13 protein-coding genes and 1 tRNA gene are annotated in these 16141 nt (G+C 68.3%); 9 read left to right on the plus strand and 5 right to left on the minus strand.

Translation table 11 applies throughout. From position 1 onward, the window contains the following. Nucleotides 1-4 precede the first annotated feature (4 nt). From ACVBEQ_RS03535 to argS, 4 genes are read right to left on the minus strand one after another with little or no spacing between them, the layout of a single operon-like run. A complete protein-coding gene (locus ACVBEQ_RS03535; protein ID WP_447152039.1) occupies nt 5-1342 on the minus strand; it encodes a homoserine dehydrogenase in 1338 nt (445 codons plus the stop codon). Then, nucleotides 1339-1638, minus strand: a complete 300-nt coding sequence (locus tag ACVBEQ_RS03540) for a hypothetical protein (protein ID WP_447152040.1) — start codon at nt 1636-1638, stop codon at nt 1339-1341. The genes ACVBEQ_RS03535 and ACVBEQ_RS03540 overlap by 4 nt, the downstream gene beginning before the upstream one ends. Next, a complete protein-coding gene (gene lysA / locus ACVBEQ_RS03545; protein ID WP_447152041.1) occupies nt 1635-3047 on the minus strand; it encodes a diaminopimelate decarboxylase in 1413 nt (470 codons plus the stop codon). Before lysA ends, ACVBEQ_RS03540 begins: the two co-directional genes overlap by 4 nt. Next, complete coding sequence (gene argS / locus ACVBEQ_RS03550) at nt 3044-4696, minus strand: arginine--tRNA ligase (protein ID WP_447152042.1); 1653 nt, start codon at nt 4694-4696, stop codon at nt 3044-3046. Before argS ends, lysA begins: the two co-directional genes overlap by 4 nt. 177 nt (nt 4697-4873) lie before the next feature. Here argS and ACVBEQ_RS03555 point away from each other — a divergent pair, with 177 nt between their 5' ends. Both ACVBEQ_RS03555 and ACVBEQ_RS03560 read left to right on the plus strand, forming a co-directional pair. Further along, nucleotides 4874-5791 carry a DUF3105 domain-containing protein gene (locus tag ACVBEQ_RS03555; protein WP_447152043.1) on the plus strand — a complete coding sequence of 306 codons (918 nt, stop codon included), beginning with the start codon at nt 4874-4876 and terminating at the stop codon, nt 5789-5791. Further along, a complete protein-coding gene (locus ACVBEQ_RS03560) occupies nt 5791-6603 on the plus strand; it encodes a DUF305 domain-containing protein (protein ID WP_447152044.1) in 813 nt (270 codons plus the stop codon). The genes ACVBEQ_RS03555 and ACVBEQ_RS03560 overlap by 1 nt, the downstream gene beginning before the upstream one ends. 15 nt (nt 6604-6618) lie before the next feature. Here the strand turns inward: ACVBEQ_RS03560 and ACVBEQ_RS03565 are convergent, their stop codons facing one another. Continuing rightward, on the minus strand, nt 6619-7437 hold the full coding sequence (locus ACVBEQ_RS03565; RefSeq protein ID WP_447152045.1) for an MBL fold metallo-hydrolase: 819 nt from the start codon (nt 7435-7437) through the stop codon (nt 6619-6621). 136 nt (nt 7438-7573) lie between these two features. On the opposite strand from ACVBEQ_RS03565, the gene ACVBEQ_RS03570 reads away from it, so the two are divergent. From ACVBEQ_RS03570 to narI, 7 genes are all read left to right on the plus strand, one after another. Continuing rightward, nucleotides 7574-7645, plus strand: a tRNA-Arg gene (locus tag ACVBEQ_RS03570). Next, nucleotides 7617-7850, plus strand: a complete 234-nt coding sequence (locus ACVBEQ_RS03575) for a hypothetical protein (RefSeq protein WP_447152046.1) — start codon at nt 7617-7619, stop codon at nt 7848-7850. The genes ACVBEQ_RS03570 and ACVBEQ_RS03575 overlap by 29 nt, the downstream gene beginning before the upstream one ends. A 204-nt stretch (nt 7851-8054) precedes the next feature. Then, complete coding sequence (locus tag ACVBEQ_RS03580) at nt 8055-9302, plus strand: nitrate/nitrite transporter (protein WP_447152047.1); 1248 nt, start codon at nt 8055-8057, stop codon at nt 9300-9302. Between the two features lie 25 nt (nt 9303-9327). Beyond that, entirely contained in the window at nt 9328-13014 is a 3687-nt protein-coding gene (locus ACVBEQ_RS03585) for a nitrate reductase subunit alpha (RefSeq protein ID WP_447152048.1), read from the plus strand. Then, entirely contained in the window at nt 13014-14705 is a 1692-nt protein-coding gene (narH, locus tag ACVBEQ_RS03590; RefSeq protein WP_447152049.1) for a nitrate reductase subunit beta, read from the plus strand. The genes ACVBEQ_RS03585 and narH overlap by 1 nt, the downstream gene beginning before the upstream one ends. After that, nucleotides 14702-15412: a nitrate reductase molybdenum cofactor assembly chaperone gene (narJ, locus tag ACVBEQ_RS03595; RefSeq protein WP_447152050.1), complete on the plus strand. Its 711-nt coding sequence runs from the start codon at nt 14702-14704 to the stop codon at nt 15410-15412. Before narH ends, narJ begins: the two co-directional genes overlap by 4 nt. Next, nucleotides 15409-16140, plus strand: coding sequence for a respiratory nitrate reductase subunit gamma (gene narI / locus ACVBEQ_RS03600; RefSeq protein WP_447152051.1), 732 nt, complete (start codon nt 15409-15411; stop codon nt 16138-16140). Before narJ ends, narI begins: the two co-directional genes overlap by 4 nt. The last annotated feature ends 1 nt before the right edge of the window (nt 16141 follow it).

Consider the following 16141-nt stretch of genomic DNA (forward strand, 5'->3'; position numbering starts at 1 on the left):
CGGCTCATCGCAAGTCTCCCATCACCCGCATCACCGAGGTGACCCGGCGGACCGAGTCCAGCTGAGCGAGCTTGTCCACGGTGCCGGCCAGCGCGGCGTCGGGAGCGCTGTGCGTGACGACGACCAGCGTGGCGTCGTCGCCGCGGCCCTCCTGCCGGACCGTCGAGATCGAGATCCCGGCGTCGGCGAAGGCCATCGCCACCGACGCGAGGACACCGGCCTTGTCGTCGACGTCGAGGCTGATGTGATACCGGCTGAGCACCTGGCCCATCGGCTGGATCGGCAGCGCGGCGTAGGCGGATTCCCGCGGCCCGCGGCCGCCGGCGATCCTGTTCCGGGCGACCGCGACGAGGTCGCCGAGCACCGCGGACGCGGTCGGTGCGCCCCCGGCCCCCGGGCCGTAGAACATCAGCCGGCCGGCCGCCTCCGCCTCTACGTACACCGCATTGAAGGCGCCGTCGACGCCGGCCAGCGGGTGGCTGTGCGGCAGCATCACCGGGTGCACCCTGGCGGACACACCCTCGCCCCCCGCCCTGCCGTCGACCCCGGGGGCCAGCGATCCGGCGACCGAGCCGACCCGTTCGCAGATCGCGAGAAGCTTGACGGTGCAACCGATCTGGCGGGCAGCGGCGATGTCCGTCGCGGAGACGTCGGCGATGCCCTCGCGGTGCACGTCGGCCGCGCCGACCCTGGTGTGGAACCCGATCGAGGCGAGGATCGCGGCCTTGGCGGCGGCGTCGAAGCCGTCGACGTCGGCCGTCGGATCGGCCTCGGCGTAGCCGAGCCTGGTCGCCTCGGCGAGCGCCTCGTGGTACCCGAGCCCGGTGTCCGACATGGCCGACAGGATGTAGTTGGTGGTGCCGTTGACGATGCCCATGATCCGCGAGATGCGGTCTCCGGCAAGGGATTCGCGCAGCGGACGGATCAGCGGGATGGCACCGGCGACGGCGGCTTCGAAGTAGAGATCGGCACCGGCCGCGTCGGCCGCCTGGTACAGCTCGGGTCCGTGCTCGGCGAGCAGCGCCTTGTTCGCGGTGACCACGCCGGCCCCGCGGCGCAGCGCGGTGAGCAACAGTTCCTTGGCCGGGTCGATACCGCCCATCACCTCGACGATCACGTCGATGTCGTCCCTGGCCACCAGACCGGCAGCGTCGGTGGTCAGCACCTCGGCCGGCACCTCCGGGTGCCGTGCGGGTCTGCGGACGGCCACGGCGACCAACTCGATCGGCGCACCGATCCTGGCGGCGAGCTCGTCGGCCTGCTCCGTGAGCAGCCGGACGACCTGCGAGCCGACCACGCCCGATCCCAGCACACCGACGCGGACCGCGGCGGCGCCGGTCACCGGGAGCCGCCGGGGCGGGTGACGTCCCGGAAGACCTTGAAGGCGTACATCAGCAGCGCGACCACGACCACGATGGCCAGCACAGCGATCGTCACCGTCAGCCACTGCGGAAGGTCGGGCTTGAGCAGGGTCACCACGATCAGCACACCGGCCAGCAGGAGCAGCACCACGCCGGGTACCAGCGACGGCTGCTTCGCGGGCGTCGCAGCGGCCGGCGGTTCCGAGCCGACCGGGTCGCGCGGATCGGGGCCGGCCGGTTCGGGGTTGGCCGGTTCGGGGTTGGCAGGTGTGGTCACCGGGTCTCCAGGAGCATCAGGTCGTCGTCGGTCTCGCGGCGGAGCAACACCCGTGGTTCGGCGTCGGTCACCGCGATCACCGCGGGTCGCGGCACCCGGTTGTAGTTGCTGGACATGGAATAGCAGTAGGCGCCCGTGGCGGCCACCGCAACCAGGTCGCCGACCGCGAGGTCCGCCGGCAGGTAGCAGTCGCGAACGACGATGTCGCCGCTCTCGCAGTGTTTGCCGACCACCCGGCAGAGCACCGCGTGCGCATCGGAGGACCGTGAGGCAAGGGTGACGGTGTAGTCGGCGTCGTACAGCGCGGTCCTGATGTTGTCGCTCATCCCTCCGTCGACGGAGACGTACCGCCGGATCAGCCCGCCGTCCAGGCTGACGTCCTTGATGGTGCCGACCTCGTACACCGTCACGGTGCCGGGGCCGGCGATGGCCCGGCCGGGTTCGACCACGACGGCGGGGACGGCGAGCCCGGCGATCTGGCACTCCCGGGTGACGATCTCGGTCAGCGACTTGGCCATCAGATCGGGCGCCGGCGGGTCGTCGGCTGACGTGTACGCGATGCCCAGTCCGCCACCGAGGTCGAGCGCCACGATGCTCTCGGCGAGTGGCGGGTGGTCCTCGATGATCTGCCGCAGCAGGGCGACCACCCGGTGCGCGGCGACCTCGAACCCGGACGGGTCGAAGATCTGCGAGCCGATGTGCGAGTGCAGCCCCACCAACCGCAGGCCGGTGAGGGCCACCACCCGCCTGACCGCCTCGGCGGCATCCCCACCGGCCAGCGAGAAGCCGAACTTCTGGTCCTCGTGGGCGGTGGCGATGAACTCGTGGGTGTGCGCCTCCACGCCGACCGTCACGCGGATCATCACCGGGACCGCGTCGTCCGCGGAGCGGTGTTCGGTGAGGCCGGCGAGCCGGGCGATCTCGTCGTAGGAGTCGATGACGATGGCGCCGATCCCCTCCTGCACGGCCGTCGTCAGCTCGGCGTTCGACTTGTTCGACCCGTGCAGGGCGATCCGGCGCGCCGGGAAGCCGGCCCGCAAGGCGAGCCCCAGTTCGCCGGAACTGCAGACGTCCAGGGCGAGTCCCTCGTCGTCCAGCCAATGAATGATCTCGGTGCACAGGAACGCTTTTCCCGCGTAGTGGACGGCGTTGGACCGTCCGAAGGCGTTCGCGAAGTCCTGGCAGCGGCTGCGGAAGTCGGCCTCGTCGATCACCATCAGCGGGGTGCCGAAAGTGCTCGCAAGCTCACGCACGTCGGCGCCGGCGAGGGTGAGCACCCCGGCTGCGTCGCGTCGCGCGTTGCGCGGCCAGACGACCGGCTCGAGCTTGTTCAGGTCCGCGGGGGCGCCCTCCGCCGGCCGGTCCGTGTGCAGCTCACCCGACCGCGGCCCTGCCGGATGCGCCCTCACATCCGCTCCGGAGCGTCGACGCCGAGAACCGCGAGGCCGTTGGCCAGCACCTGACGGGTGGCCGCGCACAGCCACAACCGGGCAACCGTTGCGTCCGTTGGCTTCTCGTCACCCATCGGCAGCACCCGGATCGAGTCGTAGAACTTGTGGTACCCCGATGCCAGGTCCTCCAGGTACCGCGCGACCCGGTGCGGCTCGCGCAGTTCGGCCGCCGTCGCGAGGACACCGGGGTACGCGGCGAGCAGGGCGATCAGCTCCGACTCTCGCGGCGTGTCCAGCAGCGCGGGGTCGTAGCTCTCGCCCAACCCGATCCCGAGGTCGGCCGCGTTGCGGGCCAGCGAGGCGAGCCGGGCGTGCGCGTACTGCACGTAGAAGACCGGGTTGTCGCTGGTCTGCCGGGTCCACAGGTCCAGGTCGAGATCCAGTGTGGTGTCCACCGAATAGCGGATGAGCGCGTACCGGGCGGCGTCCACACCCAGCGCCTCGATCAGGTCGTCCAGGGTGATCACGGTGCCGGCCCGCTTGCTCATCCGCAGCGGCACGCCGTCACGGACCAGGTTCACCATCTGCCCGATCAGCACCTCGACGACGTCGGGGTCGTCGCCGAGAGCGGCCGCTGCCGCCTTGAGCCGGGCGATGTACCCGTGGTGGTCGGCCCCGAGCATGTAGATGCAGAGGTCGAAGCCGCGCGAGCGCTTGTCCAGGAAGTAGGCGAGATCGCCTGCGATATAAGCGGGTTCGCCGTCGGACTTGATCACCACCCGGTCCTTGTCGTCCCCGTAGGCGGTCGACCCGAGCCACCACGCACCGTCGGAGAACGTGAGGTGCCCGGAGTTCTTCAGCCGGTCGACGACGGCGGCCACCGCCCCGCTCTGGTGCAGCGAATCCTCGTGGAAATAGACGTCGAAGTCGGTCCGGAACACGTGCAGCGTGGCCTTGATCTCGTCGAACATCAGGTCGACGCCGGCGCGCTGGTAGACCGCGATCGCCTCGTCGTCCGGCAGGTCGGGAGCGCCGGGGTTGGCGGCGGTGACACGGTCCGCGATCTCGGCGATGTACTCGCCGCCGTAGCCGTCCTCGGGTGCCGGAAGACCCCTGGCCGCGGCCAGCAGCGACCGGGCGAACCGCTCGATCTGCGCTCCGGCGTCGTTGAAGTAGTACTCGCGCACCACCGTCGCACCCTGGGTGCTCAGGATCCGGCCGAGCGCGTCGCCGACCGCCGCCCACCGGGCGCCGCCGATGTGGATCGGGCCGGTCGGGTTCGCCGAGACGAACTCCAGGTTGACCTGCTTGCCGGCAAGGGCATCGCCCCCGCCGTACGCCAGTCCTGCCCGGACGATGGTGCCGACCAGTGCTCCGGCTGCGGCGGTCTCCAGGGTGATGTTGAGGAAACCCGGCCCGGCGATCTGGACGTCGGCGATGCCGGTGGTGCCCACCAGGTGCCTCGCGATGGCCTCGGCGATCTGCCGGGGCGGTCGACCCGCGGTCTTGGCCAGCTTGAGCGCGACCGGGCTGGCGTAGTCGCCGTGCTCACGTGAGCGGGGACGGTCCAGTGGGACGTCGTCGGGAATGTCGACGGTCAGGTCACCGGCCGCCACGGCGGCAGCCAGGGCATCACGGATCGCATCGGCCAACTGCGCGGGATTCACCCGGCCATTCTAGGAACGCCGTAGCGCTCCGAATGACCAGCGGTACCCGGACAGCTTTCGTTCACACGGACGCCACGACGTCGCCCCGTAGACTCCGCACCGTCCGGACGGACGCGCGCACGGCCCGGGGGGTCGCGCGGATCACGACTTCTCCGATCGAACGAGGTTCGCTTCATCATGATGGCAAGTGGCAGGAATGCGAAGAGCCGGCGCCCGGCGCCCGTGGTCACCCGGGGCGGCGGGCCTCCCTGGCTGACGATCGGTGCTGTCGCCGTCGTGCTGGCCCTCGCCGCCGGCATCTTCATCGTCGTGCTGAACCAGACCCGGGCCAAGGACCAGGCGCAGGAGGAGCTCGCACCGTGGGTTCCGTCCGAGCAGAACCCCGATCCGTCCACCGGCATCGAGGGCATCTTCGTCGGCGCCAGCACACCCGCGACCGCGGACACGCCCGCCACCTACATCGACTACAAGTCCGCGCTGCACATCACCGCTGACCAGCGGGTGGCCTACAACCGGTTCCCGCCGGTCGGCGGCCCGCACGACGGCACCTGGGCGAACTGCAACGGCGTCGTCTACCCGACCGCGGTCCGCAACGAGAACATGGTGCACACGCTCGAGCACGGCGCCGTGTGGATCGCCTACAACCCGGACACGATCACCCCGGCCGACCTGACCACCCTCACCGGGCTCGTCGAGGGCCAGCCGTTCCTCAGCCTGTCGCCGTACCCAGGACTCGACAGCACGATCTCGCTGCAGGCCTGGGCGCATCAGCTCAAGCTCGACTCGGCCTCCGATCCGCGGGTGCAGCAGTTCATCACCGCGCTGCGGCAAAACCGCTGGGTGTATCCGGAGACCGGTGCCACCTGCCAGCAGCCGACCTTCGACGTCGTCAACCCGCCGGCCTTCGACGCCACTCCCCCCGGCCCGGACGCCATCCCGATGAACGGTGAGGGCAGTACCCCGGCGACGGGCGAGATGTCGGTGGCCGAGAGTGACCAGTCGGTGGATGCGACGGCCACCGCACCGGTGAGCACAGCCGAGGCGGCCACCGGGTCGCCGGCCGGGACACCCACCGCCAGCGCACCGTCCTCCTGATGACCGAGCAGCCCGCGGGCGGGTCGGACGGATCGGCCGCGTCGGGCGACCGCGGGGGCCTCGATGTTGATGGTGACGTCGCGCCGGCCCGCCGCTTCTCCCGCGGCACCATGATCGCGCTGGTCGCCGCCGCGGCAGTCGTGCTGTTGCTGGTCGGCGCGACGCTCGGGTTGGCGCTCAGCGGCCGGCTCGGCAGCTCCGCACCGAGCACACCCGACAGTTCTTCGGTCGACGCCGGTTTCGCCCAGGACATGATCGTCCATCACGACCAGGGCGTGCTGATGGCGCACTATGCCGAGGCGAACACCACCGATGAGGAGATCTCGGTGATGGCCTACGACATCGGATACACGCAGACCGATCAGATCGGCCAGATGCAGGGCTGGCTCTCGCTCTGGGACCTGCCGGAGTTCAACAACGGCGAGCGGATGGGCTGGATGGGCGGCACCGGCGCCGGTCACAGCGGCATGAACATGGGTTCTGCGGTGCAGTCGTCGCCGATGGCGTCGGGCATGTCGTCGGCGCCGATGACTGCGTCGGCGTCCGGCGCCCTGATGCCCGGGATGGCCACCACCGAGGAGATCCAGAAGCTGAAGGGCCTGACCGGGGAGGCCTCCGACACCTACTTCCTGCAGCTGATGATCCGGCACCACCAGGGCGGGGCGCCGATGATGGCGTACGCGGCCGAGCACGCGACGAATCCCGTCGTGCGGAACTTCGCGGCCAAGATGGCGCAGTCGCAGGCAGCCGAGATCTCCGTGATGACGCAGATGCTGACCGAGCGGGGTGCGGAGCCGCTGCCGGCTCCGTGACCCGGTGCTCCGGGGTCAGAACTCCAGCCCGATGTGCTCGAAGTAGCGCTGCGCCGACCGGAGCACCGCACCCTTGGCATCCTCGGTGACGACCATCCCCCACCAGGCGCCGTAGATGGTGTCGAACGGCAGCGGGTCGACGAGCTGCACCGCTCGCCTGATGGTGTCCGGATGTTCGGGGATGTAGTTCGGGTAGCTGTACATGAAGCTCAGCCAGCGCCGGTCGGCCACCACTTGGAAGATGTCGCCGGTGCACAGGGCGCCGTTGCCGGTCGGACCCTCCGCCCAGTGCAGGATGGATCCGCCGGCGAAGTGGATCCCGGCCCGCAGCAGCGTGCGTCCCGGAAGCACCTGGATGGAGTTCCCTTCCCAGAATTCGACCCGGCCGCTGCGCTGCACCCACTGCCGGTCCCGTTCGTGGATGTAGATCGGCACCCCGCCGAACGCCTCGCTCCACTCGATCATGGCGCTGTAGTAGTGCGGGTGCGAGATGGCGATCGCGCTGATGCCGCCCATTTCCTGCACCCGGGCGATGACGTCGTCGTCCAGGCAGGTGACGCAGTCCCACAACAGGTTTCCGCCGCCGCCGGGGACCAGCAGGGCCCGCTGCCCGATGGCGAAACGCGGCTCGGTGCCGAGCCCCGGCACACCCCGCATCTCCTCACGGACCACGGTGCGATGGCCTTCGGCGGCCAACTCCTGCTGGGTTGTCCAGCGCTGGCCCTCGGGCGGGATGTACTGCCGGTCGTCCTGGCAGATGGGGCATCGCGCCAGGTCGTGATCGCTCTCGTACTGCACGCCGCAGGCACGGCAGATCGGGTGGGTCGAGTCCATGGGTGCCTCCCGCGACCCACCGTAGGAGGACGCCGCCGGCGCCGCCACGCGGACGACCGGGTGCGCCGTTCCCGCAACATGGCGCCGCCCCGGCTGGCCCGACCGCCCCGCTGGGTACGGTAGAGTTTCTCTTCGCGCCCCCGTAGCTCAGGGGATAGAGCACCGCCCTCCGGAGGCGGGTGCGCAGGTTCGAATCCTGCCGGGGGCACTCCCCAAAGGCGCAGGTCAAGGGCACTTCCTGGAACTCCGGGACAGTGCCCTTTTCTGGTGGGGCCACCGACGCGGAGCCGCCGGCCGACCCGCACTCCCCGCCGTTCTCCAACGACCGCTACCGGTCCGCGCCCGCAGTGTCCGGCCTGGCGCACGACGGAGCACTGGCCGCCACGGGGACGGCCGCCGAAACGACGGTCTAAAGCCACTCGTCAGGTGAAATGCCAGTTATGTCCAGTAAGTACCGACCTTTTTCGGGAAGCGGGACTTTCGACCCTGCCGTACGTTAATTTCAGTTCCTTACCATCTGCCGGTCTCATATTCCTAGCGGTGGAGTCAACGATGACATCTGGCAGACGGCACTTCACTGCGAGCCCGAGATCTCGCACTTGTTGTGGGCCGGCGACATGACGACCAGTCGACCGACGGTTCCGGCGCCACCGGCCACCAAGCCGGGTGTTCAGGTGCCAGGGCAGGCGCTGAACCTGGCGCTCGCGACGTGGACGTTCGCGATCAACTTCTGGGCCTGGAACCTCATCGCCCCGCTGTCCTCGATGTACACCAAAGCCTTGTCCCTCACCACGAGCCAGACCGCACTGCTCGTTGCGATCCCGATCCTGGTCGGTGCCGTCGGGCGTATTCCGGTCGGCGCAATGACCGACCGGTTCGGCGGCCGCCGGATGTTCTCCGCCATCTCGCTGATCTCGATTGTGCCGGTCCTGCTGGTCGCGTTCGCCGGCGCAATAGATTCGTACGTATTGTTGTTGGTGTTCGGGTTCTTCCTCGGAATTGCCGGCACTGCCTTCGCCGTGGGAATTCCGTTCGTCAACGCCTGGTATCAACCTTCCCGTCGAGGATTTGCGACCGGCGTTTTCGGTGTCGGCATGGGCGGGACCGCTCTGTCGGCGTTTTTCACGCCCCGTTTCGTGGCCTGGTTCGGGGCCGCCACCGCCCATGTCATCATTGCCGTGGCGTTGGCCGGCACCGCCGTTCTCGTCATGACCGTCATGCGGGACGCCCCCGCCTGGCGCCCGAACACCGATTCGGTGCTGCCCAAGCTGGCCGCTGCGGGCCGCCTCGCGGTCACCTGGCGGATGGCGTTCCTGTATGCCGTGACGTTCGGCGGCTTCGTGGCCTTCAGCACCTACCTGCCGACATATTTGAAGACCATTTACGAATTCTCCGCCACCGATGCCGGGACCCGCACCGCCGGATTCGCCATCGCCGCGGTTCTCGCCCGGCCCATCGGTGGGATCCTGTCCGACCGCATACACCCGAAACTCGTCGTGATGTTCTCCCTGGCGGGGTCGGCGGTGATGGCCGTGGTGGTCGCCCTGCAGCCACCGCCGGAATTGGCCGCCGGAGCCAGCTTCATCGTCCTGGCTTTCTTCCTCGGCATCGGGACCGGTGGTGTGTTTGCCTGGGTCGCCCGCTCCGCACCGCCGGACCGGGTCGGCACGGTGACCGGCATCGTCGGCGCCGCCGGTGGCCTCGGTGGTTTCGTCCCGCCGCTGCTGATGGGCGCCACCTACAACGCCACCGACAACAGCTACACCGTCGGCCTTGGCTTGCTTTCTCTGACATGTGTGGTTGCCTTGGCCTATACCGGTTTTCGGATGCCGGGTCGGCTCGGGCCGGATCATTCTCCCCGCTGACGTCGATCCCCACGAGAGGCATATCTTGAATTCAGGATCCGGTACTGACGGTGCGGTCGCCGATCTCCTGGTCCGCAGCGGCCGATTCTTCACCCGCAGCGAGGTTTCCAAGGACCTCCGCACGGTCACCAAGAGCGGTGGCCGTGAGGGGGACGTCTTCTACCGGGACAGGTGGAGCCACGACAAGGTCGTCCGATCGACCCACGGGGTGAACTGCACCGGCTCGTGCTCCTGGAAGGTGTACGTCAAGGACGGCATCATCACCTGGGAGACGCAGGAAACGGATTACCCCACAACGGGTCCGGACCGGCCGGACTACGAGCCGCGGGGGTGCCCACGGGGTGCCGCCTTCTCCTGGTACACCTACTCCCCCACCCGTGTCCGCTATCCGTATGCCCGGGGTGTGCTGATCGAGATGTACCGGGAGGCACGGACCCGGCTCGGCGACCCGGTACTGGCCTGGGCGGAGATCCAGGACGACCCGGAGCGCCGCAGGCGGTATCACAAGGCGCGCGGGAAGGGCGGCCTGATCCGGATCGGCTGGGACGAGGCCGCCGAGATCGCCGCCGCCGCGCACGTCCACACCATCGCCCGCTACGGACCGGACAGGGTGGCCGGGTTCTCCCCGATCCCGGCCATGTCGATGGTGTCGCATGCCGCCGGCTCGCGATTCATCGAACTGGTCGGCGGCGCGATGACGTCGTTCTACGACTGGTACGCCGACCTCCCGGTGGCGTCACCCCAGGTGTTCGGTGACCAGACCGACGTCCCGGAATCGGGCGACTGGTGGGACGCCTCGTATTTGATGATGTGGGGCTCGAATGTCCCGGTCACCCGGACCCCCGACGCGCACTGGATGGCCGAGGTCCGTTACCGCGGAACGAAAGTCGTCAGTGTCAGCCCCGATTACTCGGACAACACAAAATTCGCCGACGAGTGGATGCCGTGCGCGCCGGGGACCGACGGGGCGATGGCGATGGCCATGGGGCACGTCATCCTCTCGGAGTTCCTGGTCGACAAGCGCACCCCGTTCTTCGTCGATTACGTCCGCACCTACACCGACCTGCCGTTCCTGGTGAAACTCGAGGAACACGGCGACTCGATGGTCCCCGGGAAGAACCTGACCGCCGCCGACCTCGGCGACACCGCGGAAGGCGCGGACTTCAAACCCGTCCTGGTGAACGGCGCCACCGGTGACGTCGCCGTGCCCAACGGTTCGCTCGGTTTCCGGTACAACGATTCCGGGGTCGGCAAGTGGAACCTCGACCTGGGCGAGATCTCCCCGCAGCTGACGGTTCTCGGCGGCCCGGACGGGGCGCGGGAGGTGAAGCTGACGCGGTTCGACACGCCGGACGGACACGCGGAGGTGCTGACCAGCGGGGTACCCGTCCGACGGGTCGGAGAGCACCTGTGCTGCACCGTGTTCGACCTGATGCTGGCGCAGTACGGCGTCGCCCGGCCCGGCCTGCCGGGGTACTGGCCCACCGGGTTCGACGACGTCGACCGCCCGTACACGCCGGCCTGGCAGGAGGCCATCACCGGGGTGAGCGCGACGCAGGTGATCCGGGTGGCCAGGGAGTTCGCGCACAACGCGGAGGAGTCCGGCGGCCGCTCGATGATCATCATGGGCGCCGGGATCTGCCAGTGGTTCCACGGCGACGCCACCTACCGGGCGATTCTCGCAATGCTGATCCTGACCGGCTCGATGGGCCGCAACGGCGGCGGCTGGGCGCATTACGTCGGCCAGGAGAAGTGCCGGCCCATCACCGGGTGGGCGACCATGGCGATGGCCTCGGACTGGGTCCGCCCGCCCCGGCAGATGATCGGCACCGCCTACTGGTACGCCCACACCGACCAGTGGCGGTACGACGGGTACCGCGCCGACGCACTGGCCAGCCCGCTCGGCCGCGGCCGGTTCGCCGGCATGCACACCATGGACGTGCTGGCCGCGTCGGTGGCCATGGGCTGGATGCCGTTCTTCCCGCAGTTCGACCGCAGCAGCCTGGATCTCGCTGACGAAGCGGACGCGGCGGGGGTGCCGGTCCCGGAGTACGTTGCGAGCCAACTGTTCTCCGGCGACCTCACGTTGGCCGTGACGGACCCCGACGATCCCGGCAACTGGCCGCGGGTGCTCACCGCCTGGCGGGCCAATCTGCTCGGGTCCTCCAGCAAGGGCAACGAGTACTTCCTGCAGCACCTGCTGGGGACCACTCGGTCGAACCTGCGCGCGACACCCACCGTGCCTGAGTTGCGGCCGCGGGACGTGACCTGGCGGGACGGCATCCCCGAGGGCAAACTCGATCTCCTGCTGTCCATCGACTTCCGGATGACGTCGACCACCCTGCTCTCCGATATCGTGCTGCCCGCCGCCACCTGGTACGAGAAGAACGACCTCAACACCACGGACATGCATCCGTTCGTGCACGCCTTCAGCCCGGCGATCGACCCGCCATGGGAGGCGAGGTCCGACTTCGACGCCTTCCACACCATTGCGCGGGTCTTCAGCCGGCTCGCCGCGCAGCATCTCGGCGTCCGGCGGGACGTCGTCATGACGCCGATGCAGCACGACACACCCGGCGAGACCGCGTATCCGGGCGGCACCGAACGGGATTGGCGGATGACCGGCGAGGTCCCGGTGCCGGGAAAGACGATGGGTCACATTGCCGTCGTCACCCGCGACTACCCGGCGCTGGCCGAACAGTGGGAATCGCTCGGCCCGCTCGTCGACTCCCTCGGGCTGACCACCAAGGGCGTCACGGTGCACCCCGACGCCGAGGTGCTCGATCTCTCCGCCCGGCACGGCGTCATGAGCCGCGGCGCGGGGGCCGGCCGGCCCGCGATCGACACCGCGATCAAGATGAGCGACACCATCCTCACGCTCTCCGGGACCACCAACGGCCGGTTGGCAGTGGAGGGGTTCCGTCATCTTGAACGCCGGACCGGTCGGCCACTCGTGCACCTCGCCGAGGGCAGCGAGGAAAAGCGCATCACCTACGCCGACTGCCAGGCCCGGCCGGTGCCGGTCATCACCAGTCCGGAATGGTCGGGCAGCGAGACCGGCGGCCGGCGGTACGCGCCGTTCACCGTCAACGTCGAAGAATTGAAACCCTGGCACACGCTGACGGGCAGGATGCATTTCTACCTCGACCATGACTGGATCGAGGAATTGGGCGAACAACTGCCGGTGTATCGGCCGCCGCTGGACATGGCGAGGCTGTTCGACGAGCCGCAGATCAGTTCCACCACAGAGGGCATCGGCCTCTGCGTCCGGTACCTGACGCCGCACTCCAAGTGGTCCATCCATTCCGAATACCAGGACAACCTGTTCATGCTGTCGCTGTCCCGCGGCGGTCCCACCATGTGGATGAGCCCGCAGGACGCCACCAAGATCGGCGCCAAGGACAACGAATGGGTGGAAGCGGTGAACCGCAACGGCGTGATGGTGCTGCGGTTGATCATTTCCCACCGGATGCCGGAGGGAACCGTCTTCGTGCATCACGCCCAGGAACGGACGATCGACGTGCCGTTGTCGGAGACGAACGGCAACCGCGGCGGAATTCACAATTCGCTGACCAGGCTGCTCGTGAAGCCCAGCCACATGGCCGGCGGCTACGCGCAGATGTCCTTTGCGTTCAACTATCTCGGGCCCACCGGCAATCAACGTGACGAGGTCACCATGGTCCGCCGTCGCTCGCAGGAGGTGCAGTACTGATGCGCGTGATGGCTCAGTTGTCGATGGTGATGAACCTGGACAAGTGCATCGGGTGCCACACCTGTTCGGTGACCTGCAAGCAGGCCTGGACGAACCGGCCCGGCGTGGAATACGTCTGGTTCAACAATGTGGAGACCCGGCCGGGACAGGGATATCCGCGCACCTACGAGGACCAGGACAAGTGGGAGGGCGGTTGGGTCCGGGACAAACGCGGTCGGCTGCGCCTGCGCGCGGGCGGGCGGATCAAGAAACTCGCCACCATCTTCTCGAACCCCAAGATGCCGTCGATCGACGACTACTACGAGCCCTGGACCTACGACTACGAGAACCTGACCAACGCTCCCCTCGGCGAGCAGATGCCGGTGGCGCCGCCGCGAAGCCTGATCACCGGCGAACCGATGAAGGTGGAGTGGTCGGCCAACTGGGACGACAACCTGGGCGGTAGTACCGAGATCCTTGCCGGCGACCCCATTCTGGCGAAGGTGAGCCAGCAGGTGAAGCTGGAGCTGGAGCAGACGTTCATGTTCTACCTGCCCCGGATCTGCGAGCACTGCCTCAACCCGTCGTGCGTCGCGTCGTGCCCGTCGGGCGCCATGTACAAGCGGGAGGAGGACGGCATCGTCCTGGTCGACCAGGACAAGTGCAAGGGCTGGCGGATGTGCGTCACCGGCTGCCCCTACAAGAAGGTCTATTTCAATCACCGCACCGGCAAGGCCGAGAAATGCACATTCTGTTACCCGCGGATCGAGGTCGGGCTGCCGACAGTGTGTTCCGAGACCTGCGTGGGGCGGCTCCGGTACATCGGTCTCGTGTTGTATGACGCTGATGGTGTTCTGGAGGCCGCGTCGGTGGAGGACCCGACCGATCTGTACGAGGCGCAACTCGGGCTGATGCTCGACCCGAACGACCCGGAGGTGATCGCCTCCGCGCGCAGCCAGGGAATCTCGGACGAATGGCTCGATGCGGCCCGCCGGTCACCGGTATACGCGCTGGCGAAGACGTACCGCATCGCCCTGCCGTTGCACCCGGAATACCGCACCATGCCGATGGTCTGGTACGTCCCGCCGCTGTCTCCGGTCGTCGACGCGATCAGCCGGGACGGTCATGACGGCGAGGACCCCGACAATCTGTTCGGCGCCATCGAGGCATTGCGCATCCCCATCGAGTATCTGGCCGAATTGTTCGCGGCCGGTGATACCGCGGTGGTCACCGGAGTGCTGAAGAAACTGGCGGCGATGCGCGCGTACATGCGCGATATCAACCTCGGCCGCGACCCGAGGGCGGAGATCCCGGCGGCCGTCGGAATGGGGGAGGAATTGATGTACGAGATGTATCGGCTGTTGGCGATCGCGAAATACGAGGACCGGTACGTCATCCCGACCGCCTATGCCTCGGAAGGTCATCGGCTCGAGGAGACCGTCACCGAGTGTTCCCTCGATTTCGAGGGTGGTCCGGGCATGTACGCGTCCGGGTCCGGACCGTTCGGGGAAGCCAGCGGGCAACCCGTACCGGTCGCGGTGGAGTCGTTCCAGGCCCTGCGCGAACGACAGACGTCCGACGAGGTCGGCGTCGGTGCGTCGAGGCCGTCCCGGGTCAACCTGCTGAACTGGGACGGCAAGGGCTCACCCGACGGCATGTTCGCGCCGCGACCCGGTTCTCCCCGGCTGCCCGGCAGCGAGGAAACGCCGTGAAACTGTTGCGACGCACCGTGTCGAGCGCTGTCCAGCAGCGGCGGATCGTCTGGCAGGCCGCGTCACTGTTGCTGGCATATCCGGACTCAGGGCAGGCTGAGCGACTGGACGTCGTGCAGCCCGCGGTGGCTCCCCTTGACCCGTCGCTGCGGGATCCGCTACTGGCCGCGGTCGCGCACCTGCGGGAGACCCCGCCGATTCAGGCGGCCATCGAGTACGCCGATGTGTTCGATTGGAAACGGCGCCGCACGCTGTTCCTGACGTATTACACCGCCGGGGACACCCGCAACCGCGGGATGGCGCTGCTGAGTTTTTCCGACATGTACCGGGCCGCAGGCGTAGTCCCACCGGCCCGCGAACTGCCGGATCATCTCGCCGTCCTCCTGGAGTTCGCCGCGACGGTCGACGAGACCACCGGGTACGAGCAGCTGTGCCGGCACCGCACCCCGATCGACATGATCCATGACGGGTTGCTGAAGGCGTCGCCGGTCTATGCCGGGGTGATCGGCGCGGTGCGGGCCACCCTGCCGCCCGCCACGGTGGCGGACCTCAAGGAGGCCAGGCGACTCGCCATGCAAGGACCGCCGGCCGAGTCCGTCGGCCTGGAACCCTTCGCTCTCACCATCGGAATGCGGCCCGCGGTATCGCGCATCGGTGGCACGCCATTGCCAACCCCGACTGTCGGGACAGGACGGAAGACACCGTGAGTGCTTCGGCATTGTTCTGGGACATCGTTCCCTATGTGACCATCGCCATTCTGGTGGTCGGCACCTGGTGGCGGTACCGGTACGACAAGTTCGGCTGGACGACCCGTTCCTCGCAGCTGTACGAGAGCCGTTTGCTGCGGATCGGCAGTCCGCTGTTCCACTTCGGGATCCTGGTGGTGATCTTCGGCCATGTCATCGGCCTGCTCATTCCCGAGAGCTGGACCAGCGCAGTCGGCTTGAGCCAGGAGGGCTATCACATCCAAGCCGTCGCGCTCGGCAGCATCGCAGGCATCGCAACACTGACGGGCGCCGCCATTCTGGTCTACCGACGCCGCACCAAGGGCCCGGTCTTCATGGCCACCACCAAGAACGACAAACTCATGTACCTCGTGCTGATCCTGGCGATCATTGCCGGGCTGGCCACCACACTCGTCGGGTCCGGACTGATCGGCGAGGAGCACAACTACCGGGAGACGGTCTCCGTCTGGTTCCGGTCGATCTTCGTTCTGCAACCCGATGGCGAGGCTATGACCCTTGCACCGCTGTCCTTCCAGATCCACGCCTTGATCGGCATGGCCCTGTTCGCCCTCTGGCCGTTCACCAGGCTGGTGCACGCCTTCAGCGCACCGGTCACCTACCTCTTCCGGCCCTACATCGTGTACCGCTCCCGGTCCGCCGCCCGCCCGGGTGAGCCGGTCGGCTCGCGGCCGCGCCGTCGGGGCTGGTAGC

This window comes from Nakamurella sp. GG22, from assembly GCF_052976845.2.